Below are 19003 nucleotides of genomic sequence, written 5' to 3' on the forward strand. Positions count from 1 at the left end.
CACGGCGGTACACGCCATTTAGAAAATGTCATGTACATCATTAGCATTGCAGATAAGGTTCATGGCGGCATACGCCATTTAGAAAGTAATATGTCGAAATAAAGGGCGCTGTCTTTTGTTCATGGCGGTACACGCCATTTAGAAAGCTTTCTTGGTACACCAAAGAGGCAGAGAATTGTTCATGGCGGCATACGTCATTTAGAAATCAGCTAGACCAACAATAGGGTATTCACCCAAGTTCATGGCGGCACACGTCATTTAGAAAGACATGCGCTTCTATGCCACGTTGTTCAAGTCGTTCATGGCGGCATACGCCATTTAGAAAATTGTGTTATCGAGTACTGTCTCACCCTCATTGTTCATGGCGGCATACGCCATTTAGAAAGTGATGAATTGGGTATGGACCCTGTTCAAGATGTTCATGGCGGCATACGCCATTTAGAAATCGTAGTCTGCGATGGCTTGCAAATCTTCTTGGTTCATGGCGGCATACGCCATTTAGAAAAATGTCAGGCGCGTAAATCTCTTTGAGTAAAGGTTCATGGCGGTACACGCCATTTAGAAAGCCAGTAGCAGCCACAGCTTTATTCGCAGCTTGTTCATGGCGGCACACGTCATTTAGAAAAGACGAAACGGATGGCGTGATTGATGGCATGCGTTCACGGCGGTACACGCCATTTAGAAAAGTTACTGATTACTTTGCATGTCCTGTCGATGGTTCACGGCGGTACACGCCATTTAGAAATAAGTCGGCTTGAGCGGTTATGTCACCTGATTGTTCACGGCGGTACACGCCATTTAGAAAATCGAGCATATTTTTTAATGTTTGACCGTCAGGTTCACGGCGGTACACGCCATTTAGAAATTGAATTCATCACGTAGTACGATTAGAAAATTTATAGTTGCACCATAACAATTAGGATAACGTTCATGGCGGTACACGCCATTTAGAAAAGTTGAGATTCTAGCGAAGATCACGGGTCATAGTTCATGGCGGTACACGCCATTTAGAAAAGGGAATAGATCCGCTTTATACTCGAATGTAGGTTCATGGCGGTACACGCCATTTAGAAAAAACGGGTGTGAATCTTTAGATAATACGCCAAGTTCACGGCGGTACACGCCATTTAGAAAATGCTTTGGTGTCCATGTTGCTATTCTTGCGCGTTCACGGCGGTACACGCCATTTAGAAACTTTTGAGCGCATGTTCGTTTATACTTTAAGTGTTCACGGCGGTACACGCCATTTAGAAATTGCTGATTGATAAAACCTAAATGCTTCAGGTGTTCACGGCGGTACACGCCATTTAGAAAGATAGATAAATCAACTTGTTCAGGTTGCAAGTGTTCACGGCGGTACACGCCATTTAGAAACATTAGAAAGCGTGGACTCCGCAAAAGTCGATGTTCACGGCGGTACACGCCATTTAGAAAAAAAACTGAACCTGAATTATTAGAAGCATATTGTTCACGGCGGTACACGCCATTTAGAAACTAATGCTCGCTCACATAAAAACGCCCAAGGTGTTCACGGCGGTACACGCCATTTAGAAATAGCCCATCTTGCATATTGCCCCAATCGACACGTTCACGGCAGTACACGCCATTTAGAAATTAGAAAGTTCGTCGGGAGGGTTGGAAATAAATTGGAGCAGTTCACGGCGGCATACGCCATTTAGAAATATCTGATCAGCAGATCAGCCATTTAAGAAGTGTTCATGGCGGCATACGCCATTTAGAAAGCGTGAAAACTTAGCAGCGGGGGCTGCGTTATGTTCATGGCGGCATACGCCATTTAGAAAATTCACGCCACTTAGTTACGTCTCCAAGCGCTGTTCATGGCGGCATACGCCATTTAGAAAAGTGTAGGTCAACGGGGAAGTGAGGAGTTCACTGCCATGTAGGCAGCTTAATTTTGATCACTAGCACACAACCTCTCTTTAAATTTCCGAATAGAAAATATAATCTGATGTGAACTTACTTATAGTGAAATTCTAATGCGCGGCGTTTACCTCATTACCAATGATGATCCTCTCCAATTATTACTAGAAAAATTAAATGCAGCATTGGGGACAGGGCATATTGCCGTTTTGCAATATCGCCGTAAAAAAGTAGCGAAATTAGATCAACCAACCGAAGTCGAACAAATCAAAAGCCTTTGTGAAAAATACCAAGTTCCTTTTGTGATTAATGATGATTTGGCAATGGCGGAAAAATTTGGTTTAGGTGTTCATCTTGGACAGTCAGATGGTGAAATTACCGAAGCGACTCAACGCTTAGCGCAAGATGTCATTATTGGGCGTACTTGTCTCAATTCATTAGAGCTGGCTGACAAAGCAATTGCCGATGGGGCAAGCTATGTTGCTTTTGGTGCCGTATATGCAACGACAACCAAGCCTGAAGCAGGAAATGTTGGCATAGAGGTTATTCAACAAGCCAAACAAAAATATCATGTGCCCATTTGTGCAATTGGTGGTCTAACTGTGGAAAATTCTCAAGCTGTGATTGATGCGGGGGCGAGCCTTTGTGCGGTGATTAGTGATATATTAGGACGATCAACAGCCGAAATTCCTGCTCGTGTAGACGCATGGGCCAAGTTATTTGCATAATTTTTTCATTCGCCTTGTGGAACTGTAGTCGTTCCTCATTTTCGATTTAGGTTGAGTCTTTTATGAGTTTATCTCCAAAGCAAGAACAGTTATTTAAACAAGCAAATAAACATATTCCGGGCGGTGTAAATTCGCCTGTACGTGCATTTAACGGTGTTGGCGGTACGCCTGTCTTTATTGAAAAGGCAAAAGGTGCGTACTTATGGGATGTAGATGGCAAGCGTTATGTCGATTATGTTGGTTCATGGGGACCGATGATTTTAGGCCACGCACATCCTGATATTATTCAAGCAGTCCAAACTGCGGCTGAAGATGGTCTGAGTTTTGGTGCGCCAACAGTTCATGAAACCACTTTAGCGGACACGATTTGCGACATCATGCCTTCAATTGAAATGGTTCGTATGACCAGTTCGGGTACTGAAGCGACCATGACTGCGATTCGTTTGGCTCGTGGTTATACAGGTCGTGACAAAATCGTGAAATTTGAAGGCTGCTATCACGGTCATTCAGATTCGTTATTGGTGAAAGCAGGTTCAGGCTTGCTGACTTTAGGCGAGGGCGAACCAACATCGAAAGGTGTGCCAGCCGATTTTGCTAAACATACACTTACTTTACCGTATAACAATATTGAAGCTTTAAAGGAATGCTTTGCTAAGTTTGGTCATGAGATTGCCGGCGTAATCATTGAGCCTGTAGCGGGTAATATGAACTTAGTCACACCAATTGATGGTTTCTTACAAGCCATTCGTGATGTCTGTGATGAATACAAATCTGTGTTTATTATCGATGAAGTGATGACAGGTTTCCGAGTTGCTTTAGGCGGCGCTCAGTCAGTCTATAACGTAAAACCAGATTTAACCACTTTAGGGAAAATTATTGGTGCAGGTTTACCTGTTGGTGCATTTGGTGGTAAACGTGAAATCATGGAATGCATCGCACCTTTAGGTGGTGTCTATCAAGCAGGAACATTGTCAGGAAATCCATTGGCAATGCGTGCGGGTATCGCCATGTTCAAGCATTTACGCGAACCTGATTTCTATGCAAAGCTCGCTGCGCAGTTAGCAAAATTATTGAATGGTTTACAAGCTGCGGCAGACGAAGTGGGGATTCCATTTAAGACCCAACAAGTCGGTGGTATGTTCGGTTTGTATTTCACAGATCAAGATGACATTACCAGCTTTGATTCAATGTTGGCTTGTGATGTTGAAGCATTTAAGAAATTCTTTCATGGCATGTTAAAACGTGGTGTCTATCTTGCGCCATCCGCATTTGAAGCAGGATTTATTTCTTCTATGCATTCAGATCAGGATATTGCGGAAACGATTCAAGCGGCAAAAGAAACTTTTATTGAAATGAAATAATGCTGTGATGCCTACATAAGCCCGATTTTTTCGGGCTTTTTTAATGGACTAGATTTAGGTTGATCTGAATAAAAAATAGACATTGATCGATTTAAAATAATCAATAATCGGAATGCACTCTTACTGAGTTTCCAGTTATTTGTATGATAAACCTCAACTACGAACAGCAAAGTTAAATAATCTTTACTGTACCGCAAGATAAAATAATGCTTGAATAGTAAACTATATTTGCGCTTATCTTTAGCTGCCCCAAAGCCATAACGTTTTGGCTTGTGCAAGCTGTAGATAGGGCTTCTATGGATCATATTTTAAATAAGCTTTTGATAAAAAACTCATAGGAATGGAGTAACAATGAAAACTAAACATTATTTAACTGCGGCGGATGTGGAAATTCTGGTTGATGCGGCATTGCAATATGCAACAGAACATAGCTTTAATGTCAGCGTTGCTGTTGTCGATGACAGTGGAACACTGTTGATGATGAAGCGTATGGATGATGCATCGGTATTATCGACAAAGATTTGCCAAGAAAAAGCACACTCTGCTGCGGTCAGTCGTAGGGCAACCAAAGTATCAGAAGATCTGATTCGTGATGGTAAAATCGGTTTTTTAACAATAAATGCAGCGAATGGCATGTTAGAAGGCGGTGAGCCGATTGTCTATCAAGGGCAGGTTGTAGGGGCTGTTGGTGTTTCAGGTGTGCAATCTTTTCAAGATGCAGAAATTGCTCAGCATGCGATTCAACAATTTTTAGGGAAACAGGCCTAAATTATCGTTTAAATTCGATTCTGGATGAAATATCGAGAGAAACACGAAAAAAATCAGTAAAAATACGTGTCATGCATTGTAATTCAGCGCCAAGCTTTTTATGATTGCCCGCTTGTTTTCATCCAGTCGTTGGAAAGCTACCTTGAATGATTTTCTAAGTGAACATTTGATTCATCGTGATGAAGATTTTATGGTCATCCATAAACCAGCAGGCTTACTCACAGTACCGGGTAAAACTGCTGATTTACAAGATTGTTTGATCAATCGTTTACTAGAATTAGAAGCAAAAACGTTGCTCATCCATCGTTTAGATCGAGATACTTCAGGTATCCTAGTGTTTGGCTTATCTAAGTTCGGTCAAAGCACTATTTCACGTCAATTTCAAGATCGTCAAACCTCAAAAATTTATCAAGCATTGGTGGCAGGACATTTACAAGGTCAGGGCACGGTCGATATTCCTGTGATTTATGATCCAACTCGTCCACCACTTCATATCGTCGATGCCTCATATCACAAACCTGCATTAACCGAATGGCAAGCGATTGAGCATTTTGAAATCCAAGGGCAACCTGTTACACGCGTCAAACTAACGCCAATTACAGGGCGTTCCCATCAGCTTCGTGTGCATATGCAATATCTAGGTCATCCGATTCTTGGCGATACATTATATGCCACAGCACAACAGCAACAGCTTTATGCGCGTTTATGTTTACATGCAACGCAATTGAGTTTTGCTCACCCTAAAACTGGTGCAACACTCACTTTTGATTGTGCTGTGCCGTTTTAGCAGTAGATTTTTTGATTAAACAGGATATAGAGCACGCCATTTGAGCTTGCTTTATGTCAAAATATTGGGGTTATTAGGTGGTTCAATCACACCATAATACCAAACTTAAAACTACATAAAATAGCTTAAACTTTCGTCGGTTTAACGCATACAATATGTAGGCTAACATGAGATAAAGGTGGAATAAATTGCAGCAGTTTGCTATTGGTCAACGTTGGTTATCAGATACAGAAACTGAACTTGGTTTAGGTGTTCTTATTGATGTAGATGAACGTTCTATCAGCATTTTATTTCCAAAAAGCGATGAGACCCGTGTTTATGCGCGCAATAATGCACCTTTGTCTCGGATCATCTTTAATGTAAAAGATGAAGTTCAAGACCAAGAAGGCGTTAAATGGATTGTTGAGTCCATCGAAGATCGTCACGGTGTATTGCGTTATGATGTGATTCGCAGCCTAGAAAATGGCGAACAAGAACGTAAATCCCTGAACGAAACGCGTATCGGTGCGCAAATCCAGCTTTCAAAACCATTAGAACGTCTGTTAGCCAGTCAGGTCGATTACAAAGAATGGTATGACCTTCGCATTGAATCTATGCTGTTGCAAGCCCAAATGCACACCAGCCCATTACGTGGTTTTCTCGGTGCGCGTGTTGGACTGATTCCACATCAGCTTTATATTGCGCATGAAGTCGGTAAGCGTTTTGCACCACGTGTTTTATTGGCCGATGAAGTGGGGTTAGGTAAAACCATTGAAGCGGGTTTGATTATGCATCAACAACTAAAAACAGGGCGTTCAGAACGTATCCTGATTTTAGTGCCTGATTCATTGCAATATCAGTGGATGATTGAAATGCGTCGCCGTTTCAATTTGCAATTCTCTTTATTTGATTTGACCCGTACTGCTTCGATCAAAGAACATGATCCTGATCTCAATCCATTTTTAACTGAGCAATGCATTATTGCCAGCGTAGATCTGATGGTTGACCATGAAGATTTACGTGAACAAGCCATCGAAGCTGGTTTCGATTTGCTTGTGGTTGATGAAGCACACCATTTAATGTGGAGTGAAGAAGAGGGCGGCAATGATCGTTATGATCTGGTCGAAGAACTTGCAGAACAAACGGCGGGTGTATTATTGCTTACAGCGACACCTGAGCAGCTTGGCGTAGAAAGTCATTTTGCCCGTTTACGTTTGCTCGATCCGCAACGTTTTAGTAGCTTAGAGCGTTTCCTCGATGAAGAAGAAAAATATCAACACACTGCAAAAGTTGCAGAAGTATTGATGTCAGATGATGCATTGACTGAAGAGCACCTTGCGGCACTGGAAAGCTTATTGGGTCATCGTATTGATGATCAGCCAGAACAGCGTATGCGCGCAATTCATGAATTATTAGACCGTCATGGCACAGGTCGTATTTTATTCCGTAACACCCGTGAAGCGATTCAAGGCTTCCCTGGACGTGATTGTCAGCCAGCACCATTGCCAGCACCAGAAGGTTGGTCAATGGATGGCAAAATGCGTGAGCAAATGTGGCCAGAAGAAGGTCAACTTGATGGCGCATGGATGGAAAGTGATCCGCGTGTATCATGGTTGATGGAAGTGCTACGCAAAGATTTAAAACACAAAAAAGTGTTATTAATCGCACGTAGTGGGCCTGTGGTTGAAGCACTCGAAAATGTCTTACGTTTACATGCTGGGATTCGTACGGCGATGTTCCATGAAGGTATGAGCTTATTGGAACGTGACCAAGCGGCGGCATATTTTGCTGAAGACAGTTATGGCGCTCAAATTCTGTTGTGTTCTGAAATTGGTTCGGAAGGACGTAACTTCCAGTTTGCCAGCGATTTAGTTTTATTTGATTTACCTGCGAACCCTGATGTGCTTGAACAACGTATTGGTCGTTTAGACCGTATTGGTCAGGAAAATCGTATTCAAATCCATGTGCCATATTTAATCGGTACAGCGCAAGAACGCATGTTCCGTTGGTATAACGAAGCACTGAATATTTTCAGTACAATTTCACCGACAGCGCAAACTTTGCAAGAAAACTTTATTATTGAACTTAAAGATTGTTTGTTGGCGGATCAAGGTCAGACCTTTGAAGATTTACTTGAAGAAGTCAATGTTCAACGTCAAGCCTTAGAAGCTGAGCTACAAGCGGGTCGTGACCGTTTGTTAGAATACAATTCATGTCGCCCTGTGGTGGCACAAGGCATTGTACAAGCACTTGAAGACTATGATGACAATACGACATTGCCAATGTTTGTAAAACGTTTTATGTCATCGACCAATATTGATTTTGATGAGCAAAGCAATGGTACGGTGATCATCAAACCAACTGATCAGATGCAAGTTCAAGGTTTAACTTTAGACGAAGAGGGTATGACCGCAACTTTCTATCGTGATCAGGCACAGATCCGTGAAGACGCGCAATACTTGACGTTGGAACATCCATTTATCGAAAGTATGATGGAAATGATCCGGACTCAATCCTTTGGTAGTACCAACGTTGCATTGCTCAAATCCAATGCTCTGAAACAAGGCTCGGTATTACTCGAAGTTTGGTTTAAAGTGGAAGTGATCGCACCGAAAGCACTAAACTTGCCATCAAGCTTACCAAAGCAATTGATTCGCGTATTGCTCAGTGAAAATGGTCAAGATTTATCTGCCAAAATTGATCCAAGTATCTTACGTCCGTACTTACATCATTTAGATGGCAATAGCTGTCGCCAAGTGGTGAAAGCGCGCCGTGATGTGATTGAAGAGCGCTATGCGCAAGCTTTGGAAATTGCCAAGACATCTTTACCAGAGTTGATGCAACAAGCCAAAGAACACTATAGTAATAAGTGGCAATATGAAATTGAGCGTCTAACCTATCTTAAACAATTCAATCCAAGTATTCGTCAAGATGAAATTGAACGTTTACAAAAGTTCCAGCAAGAAGGCTTGGGTTTGTTGGATGGTCTTTCTGTGACACCAGAAGCGATTCAGGTTTTGGTTGTGGTTAAACCTTAAATTTAATCGTTTCAATAAAAAAAACGAGGGTATTTCCCTCGTTTTTTTATGCTGAGATCAAATTATTTTTGGTCAATATTGGCTTCCAAGAACCATAAATATTGATCTAAGTCTTCTAAAGCAGCATGGATAATATCTTCCGAGATTGGATCTTCAATTTCATCAATGGTGCCACGCAAATGATTTGCCACCACGCCATAACGATCGGCAAGTTCTTTTAGGTGATCTTGTACAGCGTGTATAGCGACTGGATAGGGTTTTAAATGTGAACTTTCAGCAACGGTTTGAGTCGTTCCCAATGCAGTTCCACCAATCTGTACCGCACGTTCTGCAACATTATCCAAATGCGTAATAAGCGAGGTGCGGAACATATCTAACATTTCATGGACAGCGATAAAATTACTACCACGCATATTCCAGTGTGCTTGTTTGGTCAGCAATGATAAATCAATAAGATTGGCAAGAATTTGATTGAGTATTTTTACGGTGGCTTCTTTGATCGAGTCGTCTAAATTATTACGTGTATAAACTTTTAAAGTTTTAGCTGCTGAAGAACTCATAGTTACCTCATTCAATTATAGTAGGGTGAAACGAAGTGAATAAAACGTTTATTTCAACTTTAGCCTACGCCTAATGATGGGGGACTGTGTGTTTTAATTTTCTATGCTTTTGTAATACTTAAACTATAAAAAGAGGGTAAGTATTTAATATTCAAATACTTACCATTTTAGAATTGTAATTTAGAGTTTTAGATGCCATTTATCTTAGACTGGCTTCATCCAAGTGGCGAGCACCTTCCAAAATCATACGAATCATTACCATGGTTTGCTCTGCAACTTCTAGACGTTGTTCGGCAGGCAGATCAAGAACTTTTGCCCCCATATTGAAAACCAACTGGGTGATGGCTTTCGCTGCAATATCCGCATGGCTGATTTTGCTGTTATTCATTTGCTCTAAACGAATCAAGTCTTCTTGTAATTCTTGTTGGAAAAAAATCAACTGGCGATCAACTGCAGCTTTATAAGAGGTCGAACCCGTATAGCTTTCACGAAGTAATAAACTGAGATTGCCTTCATCGGCATCGAGTTGTTGAATAAACACTTCGACTGAGCTACGGATAATACTTTGTTGCAATATGGCTTTTAATCGCGCTTCACGAATAATTTTACGCAAAACTAAGCCTGCTCGATCAATTAAGGCAATTGCAAGTTCATCAATATCTTTAAAATGACGATAAAAACTATTCGGCGCAATCGCTGCTTCACGTGCAATCTCTCGAAGACTGAGTGATGAAATGCTTTTTTGTGGACCGATTAAATTTAAGGTTGCTTGAAATAATTCTTCTTTGGTAATCGTCGCTTTTCGCCCAACAGTACGGATGGGTTGTTTAACTGGATTGACATCTTGTTGCGCTAATGTGTCATGAGTTGGTGCTGTCAAAGAAGAATGAACCATTGTTGTCAAAATATAAGTGAGCTAGTTCAGAGTATAGCGGTTGTCTGTGAACTTGTGAAACACAAATTATTATACACATGTATATATACAAATATATATACATGTGTATAATAATTAAAAAACAACCAGAGTACCTGCTCATGTATGCAACCGAAAAGAGAAATTCTCTATTCAATTCATTGGCTCAAAGCGTAATGAACAGCCATGACGCCAATTTTTGGTTACAGAAGATCAATCCGCTATGGTCGATTAATCAACCCTTAGCCAAAGTCGTAAAAAAACAAATTGTGGCAAAAGATACCGTGAGTCTAATTTTGCAGTGCAATCGTCATGTGCAGCGTGGAGTAGCAGGTCAGCATCATCCGATTACGGTTGAAATCGCTGGACGCCATTACGAACGTACTTATAGTTTGATGCAATTGGATGAAGATAATCTTTGTTTAACGGTTAAAAAGGTTGATCAAGGAATCGTGAGCTCTTGGTTGGTTGAACAAAGTAAAATCGGAGATATTCTGTATTTCGGTCAACCGTATGGCGAAATGCAACGCCGTCATATTCAAACCTCTCATTTATTACTATTGGCGGCAGGTAGTGGCATTACCCCGATGTTGAGTCTGGTTGAAGACCTTTGTCAGTCAAAACAACTTGTGCGTATGCCTGTTAAATTGATGTATTGGGTGAAAACGCATGAAGATGCAGCTTATGCTGAATATTTAAAAGAAGTTGCTGAAAATTTTCCGAATTTTAGTTATCAAATTTTTTATACCCAACAACAAGATCAACGCTTAAACCAAAGCCATGTTGAGCAATTCACGACTTTAAGTGAAACGACAGTATATGCATGTGGGCCATCAGGATTTGCAGCGACAGCGGAAACATTGTTTGCAGATGCAGCTTCGATTCAGACAGAAGCATTCAGTTTGAGTCAATTTGATGTTGATGCAAATGATACAGGCTTTATTAATGTTCGGTTGACCCAGTCCAATAAGACGGTAGCTATTCCAAAAGGTCAATCGATTTTAGCCAGTTTAGAACAGCAAGGCATCAAGCCAAATCACGGCTGTCGTATGGGCATTTGTAATAAATGCGCGTGTAGCAAAGCGCAAGGTGCAACCAAAAATCTTCTGAATGGTTCAGCAAATCATGAACCTGCTCAACTATTAAAAATTTGTGTAAATTCGGCTCAATCAGATCTTGTGATTGATCTATAAGCGAGAAAATGATTATGAATATGCCTGTTAAAATTGAATATTTTAAAAATCCTAAAAACCGTGATTTGACTGCCGCAGAGTTAGATGATTTTGCACGAGAGCTAGATCTAATCAAACAAGAGGTCTTGAATGATTTAGGTGAGAAAGATGCCAAATATATCCGCCGTGTCTATTCTTCCATTCGTTATAGCAGCATATTAGGACGTGCTTTGCTATTTGCAGGTTGGTTTCCGCCAGCATGGTTATTGGGCACAGGTTTATTGGGCTTTGCCAAAATCATGGAGAATATGGAGCTGGGTCATAATGTGATGCATGGGCAATATGACTGGATGAATGATCCAAAATTCAATGGTCAGACCTATGAGTGGGACACTGTAGGAACATCAGACAATTGGAGACAAACACATAACTTTAAGCATCATACCTATACCAATGTTAAAGGGATGGATGATGATGTTGGCTATGGTGTGTTTCGTCTGTTTCCTGAGCAACGTTGGTCGAAACTTACTTTAATTCAACCTTTGTACATCGTGCCATTTAGCTTGTTATTTCAATGGGGGGTTGCGATTCAAAATCTTGAATTAGGTAAAGTGATTTACAAGCGTAAATCAGTCGCGCAATTAAAGCGTGAATGGCAGCCAGCGCAAAAGAAAATCATGAAGCAAATGTTCAAAGATTATGTGTTTTTCCCATTGATTGCAGGGCCTTCGGCAATTCCTGTTTTTGCAGGTAACTTGGTTGCCAATGGGATCCGTAATGTTTGGACATTCAGTATTATTTTTTGTGGTCACTTTACCAAAGATGTGGAAGTTTTCCCCAAAGCTATTTTACAAAATGAAAGCCGTGGGCACTGGTATATGCGTCAGATTCGTGGCTCATCCAATTTAACGGGTTCGGAAGCGTTTCATATTTTGACAGGTCATTTAAGTCATCAGATTGAACATCATTTATTTCCAGATATTCCTGCACGTCGCTATCGCCAAATTGCACCGAAAGTTCAGGCTGTCTGCGAAAAATATGGCTTAAATTATAATAACGCGAGCTTTGTGAAACAGTTCGGTGAAGTGGTTGGGCGTATTTTTAAATATGCATTGCCGTTTAAGAAGTAAATTTTTGAACATAAAAAAGCCCCAAGTTTAATTGCCTCGGGGCTTTTTTCTATTTAGAAATCAAAAGATGTTTGTAAGAAGAAAGTACGTGGCTGTCCCACGTATTTACCGCCCGTTGAGTCAGATGAGCGAGTAAAGTATTGTTTATCGAATACATTTTTCACTCCTCCAGCAACTTTTAAACCTTTCAGTTGATGACTAAAATCATAACCCGCCCTTACTGCAAAAGTTGAATAACCCGGAATGTCGCCAATACGACCATCTGCGGTTTCTTGTGTCTGATAAACATCACCAGAACCCGGAGCATGTTGTTTTGATTGCGCAAACATGTCTGCATTAATTGACCACTGATCAACTTGAAACGCTAAACCGAGGTTACCTAAGTGTCGTGAATAATAGGGTAAATCTTTGCCTTCAAACTTGCCTGCTTCAGAAGTTGCTTTGGTAAAGGTATAGTTACCATAGACTTTAAGACCCTCTAAAGCATCAGCGAGTTGACCAAAATCATAACTGATCCCAGTTTCTATCCCTTTATGGCTGGTTGCACCTAAATCTGTCCAAATCCCTGTACCAATATTATCAGGGCGCTCTAAGAAAAGTTCTTTATCGAAGTCTAAATAAAATATGGTTAATTCGGCACTGAGACCATTACCTAAATATTTAGTACCAATTTCATAGTTTTTTGACTTCTCAGGATGTAAGCCATCAAGTGTTGAAAAAGCTGTATTTTTACCATCAACAGTTTTCGTCGTGACAAGTTGATTATATTGTTGTGGTCCAAATGAAACGCCTGCATTGGCAAAGATATTCCAGTTCTCATTCGCTTTATAAAGTACAGAAAGGCTTGGTAAGAACTCTTCTGATTTGATTTTTGGATTGATCGTGTTGGTTGGTATGCCATTGCTATATGCGGTGAAGTTATTATGTGTATCAATTGATTCAAATCGAAGGCCTGGAGTGATCACCCAATCTCCGATGCCAAATCGGTTATCGATATAAATCGCATGTGCTTTGGTGCCACCTTCACTGGTTGTGTTTGCAATAGACTTACCAGGACTTCCTGTAGCGGTGTCATATTGTGAGCGTCCTGAAAATTCAGAGCTTTCTTCTTGTAAATAACGATAACCCACGGTCACTTCGTTATCCATACTTGCCCATTGATAGGCACGTGAGTAACGCGGCTCAATACCAAAGTATTTGTAATCACGCGGTGAGCTGCTGAGCGTACTTGTGCCTTTATTGCCAATTGATTCTAAATCGCTGGTACGAAAAGAATCAACGTAATAACCCAAAAGTTCAAAATTATTCAGTTCATCTTTGTGGCTATATTTCACTGAAATATCAGATCGACGCCCTGCGAAATAATTGCGACTTTGATTAGATTGATAAGGATTTTCTACAAACTTTTCGGCAGTTAACCCTTCGGGCATTTCTCCACGCCCTTCATAGTGATGTAGGTTAATGGCAATTTGATCTTGGTCAGTCCATTGGTAAGCTGTTTTTAACATGACATCATCAATGTCAATATTATTATTTGCTTCCCTATATCCATCTCCTTTTGTCCCAGAATAAAGTAAAGCTAGACCTAAACCATTGTCCAATGTTCCACCGAGGAAAAGATTTGGGGTGTATTTAAGTTGATCTGTACCCGTTGCAAATTCTGTGGTTAAGCCAACTGAGCCTGAAAACTCCTGTGGAATGGCACGTGTTGTAAAGTTAATGATTCCACCCACGTTTTGTGGTCCAAAACGAACAGAACCTGCACCGCGAACCACATCTACAGATTCAATATTACCCATTGATACTGGAGCTAAAGATAATTGTGGTTGACCGTAAGGAGCGACTGCAAGTGGGATACCATCCATTAATACAGTTGAACGAGGGGATAGGCGCGAGGTTAAACCACGTACGCCAATATTCAAGGAAACATCACTTCCACCAGTACCATTACTGTCTTGGACTTGGACTCCAGGAATCTGTTTTAAAGCATCGCGGATAGAGGTTGTTGCGATTTCATCGAGTCGGTTTCGATCGATAATGGTACGTGCACCTGCATGTTGCAGTACTTTTTCTGCATTTGCTTCCTCTAGCCAGTTACCTTGTGCTTGAATGGAAATTGTTGCAAGCGTTTGCGTTTCAGCTTGTGGTGCTTCATTGGCAACCGCGCTATGACATATGCCACTGAGTAATGTTGCGATAGCGAGACTTAAAGAAGAGGGCGGAAATTTTACTAAACAGGCGGTAGAGTAAGATGTAAATTTCATAAGGCTAGAAAATGGTGTAAATTTACCGAATATTAATCTTTTATTACACAAAATGAAATAATAACTATTATCATTTATAACAATTGTATGGCTTGGGTTTATTGTTTTTATGGGAGATATTTTAGTCCAATATATCTAAAAAAAGCCGTTCTTGAGCACGGCTTTAGTGAAATTGACCTTATTATTTAAACTGAATCGTTCCATTGGCATTGACAATAATCTTAGATTCACCCGCTGCCATATCTTGAGCAGGTGCAGCTTCAGCCATCGCGAATTTAGCCATACCACCACGCATAATCGGCTGCGGAAAATAATTACTGGTATTTAGATTTAAACTTACAAGGTTATATTGGGCTTTATTCCAAGCTTGGCTAATTGCTTGTGCGCGTTGCTGGAAGTTTTTAGATGCCTCAATCATTAATTCATTTTCAACTTTTTTACGTTGCTCATCTGAGACGGTAAAGTTGATGGATTGAGTTTGGAAGTTTTGTTGTAATTCACTGATCAGCTGACTAGCAGCTTTAAAGTCTTTACTTTCAAGTTGGATTTCAGCACGAGCTCGCCATTCTTTGAGTTTTCTGCTGTCATTGTCATAAACTGGATAAGTACTTTGTGCACCAGTCTCTACTTTTACTTGCGAGTATTTGCGAGAAATTGCTTGCGCTTGATTCATCAGTTGATTGATTTGATTTGATAGCTCAGCAGGCTGTTTATGGCTTTTCTCAATGTAGAGAACAGCTCGCATTTCATCATTCGCCACTTGACGTGAAGCATCGGCTTGAATATTGACAATGTTATAGTTTATTTTTTCTGGCTCATGGGCAAAAAGAGTTGGACTCAGTGTTGCTCCAAGCATCATGGTCATGAGAGCTAAAGTACGCATAAAAAATCCTTGGAATTTAGTATCAAAAATTTATTTTTACATGTTCGATATTAAAAAGAAGTCATGGAAAATATCTGCACATTTTGTGGGGTATTTGTAATATCTTGATGCTCTCTTGCAACGAAGAAAAAATAAACAAATACTTTATAAATCAATGCATTGGTTTGTAATATTTGACCATTTATCTAAAAATAATTGTCTGGTTAAAAAAAGCTTACTTTCTTTCGCTTGTCACATAGTATGATGATAATTCATCATACTTAATTGAAAGAACTTTTTTTTCAATAATATTAGATCAGTGTCAGGCATAAAAAGTATTTCTTTTCTCTAAAAATTAGGTATCATCTCGCTCCTAGTTGAAAGATATAAAATATTGTGTCTGCGCTAGATTCTTACAAGCACCGAGTCCTACGACCGCAAGTCACCAGACTTATTTCTTTTACCCATATCAGAGATGGTAATTCGATATGAGCGTTACTTCCGTAAATCCTGCCGCTAATGCAACCAACGAATATTATTTGACTCGCCAAAGTCAGATGGAATCAAATGTTCGTAGTTATCCTCGTAAACTACCGTTGGCAATAGCAAAAGCGCAAGGCTGCTGGGTTACTGATGTTGAAGGTACAGAGTACCTTGATTGTCTAGCTGGGGCAGGAACATTGGCTTTAGGTCATAATCATCCTGCGGTGATTCAAAGTATTCAAGATACATTGGCAAGTGGTTTGCCATTGCATACTTTAGATTTAACAACTCCTTTAAAAGATGCGTTTACAGAAGCACTTTTGGCATATTTGCCAGGTGGTAAAGAAGAATATTGTTTACAGTTTTGTGGGCCTACAGGCGCAGATGCGACTGAAGCAGCGATTAAACTCGCAAAAACTTATACTGGTCGTAGTTCTGTGATCAGCTTCTCTGGCGGTTACCATGGTATGACTCATGGTGCGCTGGCGATGACGGGTAATTTGAGTGCAAAAAATGCGGTCAATGGTTTAATGCCGGGCGTACAATTTATGCCTTATCCGCATGAGTACCGCTGCCCACTTGGTTTGGGTGGTGAAGCTGGTGTTGATGCTTTAACTTACTATTTTGAAAATTTCATTGAAGATGTTGAAAGTGGCGTAACTAAACCTGCTGCAGTGATCCTTGAAGCGATCCAAGGCGAAGGTGGCGTGGTCGCTGCACCTGTAAAATGGTTGCAAAAAATTCGTGAAGTGACTGAAAAGCACAATATCGTTTTAATTTTGGATGAAGTTCAAGCTGGTTTTGCACGTTCGGGTCAAATGTTTGCCTTTGAACAAGCAGGGATTGAGCCTGATGTTGTCGTGATGTCAAAAGCTGTGGGCGGTAGTTTGCCACTTGCAGTCCTCGGGATTAAACGTAAGTTTGATGCTTGGCAGCCGGGTACGCATTCAGGGACTTTCCGTGGTAATCAACTCGCAATGGGTACGGGATTGGCATCACTTCAAGTGATCAAGGAACAAAACCTTGCCCAAAATGCACAACAGCGTGGTGATTTCTTACAATCAGAGTTGAAGAAACTTGCTCAAGAATTCCCATGTATTGGTAATGTGCGTGGTCGTGGTTTGATGATTGGTATTGAGATCGTTGACGAGCGTAAACCTGCAGATCATATGGGTTCTCTTCCTGCGGATGCGCAGTTAGCAGCAGCTATTCAAACCGCATGTTTCAACAACAAATTATTGCTTGAAAAAGGTGGTCGCAATGGTACGGTTATCCGTTTACTTTGCCCATTGATCATCAATCAAGATGAATGTGTTGAAGTTATTGCGCGCTTCAAAAAAGCGATTGCTGAAGCATTAAAAGCAGTGCGAGGCTGATTCATGGTTGATTTTGCAGAACATCGTAAAGCGTTACTCTGCAATGATGCTCAATCCATTGCTGACTATCAGTCAGCAATGGGCGAGGCGGTTGAAGCCGTTTCAGCATGGTTGCAAAGCGATAAAATGTACACTGGTGGAAGCATTAAAGATTTGCGTGCAGCAATTTCTTTTAATCCATCGAAACAAGGTTTAGGTGTACAACAATCATTACAACGTATGATTGAGCTTTTTCTGAATAAAAGCTTAAAAGTACATCATCCGCATTCATTAGCACACTTACACTGTCCAACTATGGTGACAAGCCAAATCGCGGAAGTGTTAATCAATGCGACCAACCAATCAATGGATTCATGGGATCAAAGCCCTGCTGGTTCATTGATGGAAGTGCAGTTGATTGATTGGCTTCGTCAAAAAGTTGGTTATGGTGCAGGTCAAGCAGGCGTGTTCACTTCTGGTGGTACACAGTCGAACTTGATGGGTGTCTTACTTGCGCGTGACTGGTGTATCTCAAAAAACTGGAAAGACGAAAATGGCAAGCCATGGTCTGTACAGCGTGATGGTATTCCAGCCGATGCAATGAAAAACGTCAAAGTCATTTGTTCTGAAAATGCACACTTTTCTGTGCAAAAGAACATGGCGATGATGGGTATGGGCTTCCAATCTGTTGTCACTGTTCCTGTGAATGAAAATGCACAGATGGATGTTGATGCGCTTGAAAAAACCATGGCGCATCTTCAGTCTGAAGGCAAAATCGTGGCGTGTGTGGTCGCAACTGCGGGTACAACCGATGCTGGCGCGATTGATCCACTCAAGAAAATCCGTGAAATTACCACCAAATATGGTACATGGATGCATATTGATGCAGCTTGGGGTGGTGCACTGTTACTTTCGAACGACCATCGTGCAATGCTTGACGGTATAGAGTTATCAGACTCTATCACGCTTGATTTCCATAAGCATTATTTCCAAAGCATTAGCTGTGGTGCTTTCTTATTGAAAGACGAAGCAAACTATCGCTTTATGCATTATGAAGCAGAATATCTAAACTCTGCTTATGATGAAGAACATGGCGTACCGAACCTTGTGTCTAAATCATTACAAACGACGCGCCGTTTCGATGCGTTGAAATTGTGGATGACGGTTGAAGCATTGGGTGAAGAACTTTATGGTTCGATGATCGATCATGGTGTGAAGTTGACGCGTGAGGTTGCTGACTATATTAAAGCGACCAATGGTCTTGAATTGTTGATTGAACCTCAATTTGCTTCAGTGCTGTTCCGTGTTGTGCCTGAAGGCTATCCTGCTGAATTCATCGATAGCTTAAACCAAAACGTCGCAGATGAATTATTTGCACGTGGTGAGGCGAATATTGGTGTGACGAAGGTTGGTCAAGTTCAATCATTGAAAATGACGACTTTAAGCCCAGTGGCAACGCTTGAGAATGTACAAAACTTGCTTTCATTGGTATTGATTGAGACTGATCGTATTAAAGATGCGATTGTTGCAGGAACGTATGTTTCAGCGCTCGATTAATCATTGAATCGGTTGAAAAAGGCACAGATATCTGTGCCTTTTTCGTTTTTGGAGGAGAGGGGCGATTGAAGTTGCCGAATTTCTGGTGCATTGCATTGTGATAAAAAATAGCTAAACTAGAAAAAACTGCAAATAATTTACAACTAAAATTGATCATCATCAAAG

The 19003-nt window shown here is 40.8% G+C and carries 13 protein-coding genes and 1 CRISPR repeat array; of the genes, 9 read left to right on the top strand and 4 right to left on the bottom strand.

Features of this window, described 5'->3' with window-relative positions; genetic code table 11:
- Nucleotides 1-57 precede the first annotated feature (57 nt).
- A CRISPR array of direct repeats spans nucleotides 58-1862; the repeat unit is 28 nt; unit sequence GTTCACGGCGGTACACGCCATTTAGAAA.
- Nucleotides 1863-1997: 135 nt separating this feature from the next.
- The 5 genes from thiE (at nucleotide 1998) to rapA (ending at nucleotide 8542) form a co-directional block, all read left to right on the top strand.
- Nucleotides 1998-2609 (top strand): thiamine phosphate synthase, encoded by a 612-nt coding sequence (gene thiE / locus F991_RS07745; RefSeq protein WP_004670434.1) that lies wholly within the window; start codon nucleotides 1998-2000, stop codon nucleotides 2607-2609.
- A gap of 62 nt (nucleotides 2610-2671) precedes the next feature.
- Entirely contained in the window at nucleotides 2672-3970 is a 1299-nt protein-coding gene (gene hemL / locus F991_RS07750; protein WP_004670435.1) for a glutamate-1-semialdehyde 2,1-aminomutase, read from the top strand.
- A 351-nt stretch (nucleotides 3971-4321) separates the two neighbouring features.
- Nucleotides 4322-4738 (top strand): GlcG/HbpS family heme-binding protein, encoded by a 417-nt coding sequence (locus F991_RS07760; RefSeq protein ID WP_004670436.1) that lies wholly within the window; start codon nucleotides 4322-4324, stop codon nucleotides 4736-4738.
- A gap of 142 nt (nucleotides 4739-4880) precedes the next feature.
- The gene (locus tag F991_RS07765) at nucleotides 4881-5525 is read left to right on the top strand and encodes an RluA family pseudouridine synthase (protein ID WP_171063424.1); all 645 of its coding nucleotides are present in this window, start codon (nucleotides 4881-4883) and stop codon (nucleotides 5523-5525) included.
- Nucleotides 5526-5713: 188 nt separating this feature from the next.
- Entirely contained in the window at nucleotides 5714-8542 is a 2829-nt protein-coding gene (rapA, locus tag F991_RS07770) for an RNA polymerase-associated protein RapA (RefSeq protein WP_004670438.1), read from the top strand.
- 62 nt (nucleotides 8543-8604) lie between these two features.
- Here the strand turns inward: rapA and dps are convergent, their stop codons facing one another.
- A complete protein-coding gene (gene dps / locus F991_RS07775) occupies nucleotides 8605-9102 on the bottom strand; it encodes a DNA starvation/stationary phase protection protein Dps (protein ID WP_004670439.1) in 498 nt (165 codons plus the stop codon).
- A gap of 199 nt (nucleotides 9103-9301) precedes the next feature.
- The gene (fabR, locus tag F991_RS07780; RefSeq protein WP_004670440.1) at nucleotides 9302-9997 is read right to left on the bottom strand and encodes an HTH-type transcriptional repressor FabR; all 696 of its coding nucleotides are present in this window, start codon (nucleotides 9995-9997) and stop codon (nucleotides 9302-9304) included.
- 140 nt (nucleotides 9998-10137) lie between these two features.
- On the opposite strand from fabR, the gene F991_RS07785 reads away from it, so the two are divergent.
- Both F991_RS07785 and F991_RS07790 read left to right on the top strand, forming a co-directional pair.
- Nucleotides 10138-11208 carry a ferredoxin reductase gene (locus F991_RS07785; RefSeq protein WP_004670441.1) on the top strand — a complete coding sequence of 357 codons (1071 nt, stop codon included), beginning with the start codon at nucleotides 10138-10140 and terminating at the stop codon, nucleotides 11206-11208.
- Nucleotides 11209-11222: 14 nt separating this feature from the next.
- Nucleotides 11223-12317, top strand: coding sequence for a fatty acid desaturase family protein (locus tag F991_RS07790; RefSeq protein ID WP_004670442.1), 1095 nt, complete (start codon nucleotides 11223-11225; stop codon nucleotides 12315-12317).
- A 53-nt stretch (nucleotides 12318-12370) separates the two neighbouring features.
- Here the strand turns inward: F991_RS07790 and F991_RS07795 are convergent, their stop codons facing one another.
- The gene (locus tag F991_RS07795; protein ID WP_004670443.1) at nucleotides 12371-14581 is read right to left on the bottom strand and encodes a TonB-dependent receptor family protein; all 2211 of its coding nucleotides are present in this window, start codon (nucleotides 14579-14581) and stop codon (nucleotides 12371-12373) included.
- Between the two features lie 181 nt (nucleotides 14582-14762).
- On the bottom strand, nucleotides 14763-15464 hold the full coding sequence (locus F991_RS07800) for an SIMPL domain-containing protein (RefSeq protein ID WP_004670444.1): 702 nt from the start codon (nucleotides 15462-15464) through the stop codon (nucleotides 14763-14765).
- A 467-nt stretch (nucleotides 15465-15931) separates the two neighbouring features.
- Between F991_RS07800 and F991_RS07805 the strand changes: the two genes are divergently transcribed.
- Both F991_RS07805 and F991_RS07810 read left to right on the top strand, forming a co-directional pair.
- A complete protein-coding gene (locus F991_RS07805; RefSeq protein ID WP_004670445.1) occupies nucleotides 15932-17302 on the top strand; it encodes a diaminobutyrate--2-oxoglutarate transaminase in 1371 nt (456 codons plus the stop codon).
- A gap of 3 nt (nucleotides 17303-17305) precedes the next feature.
- The gene (locus F991_RS07810) at nucleotides 17306-18838 is read left to right on the top strand and encodes a pyridoxal phosphate-dependent decarboxylase family protein (RefSeq protein WP_004670446.1); all 1533 of its coding nucleotides are present in this window, start codon (nucleotides 17306-17308) and stop codon (nucleotides 18836-18838) included.
- The last annotated feature ends 165 nt before the right edge of the window (nucleotides 18839-19003 follow it).

It is taken from the genome of Acinetobacter sp. CIP-A165, from assembly GCF_000367985.1.
In the GTDB taxonomy this organism is placed as follows: domain Bacteria; phylum Pseudomonadota; class Gammaproteobacteria; order Pseudomonadales; family Moraxellaceae; genus Acinetobacter.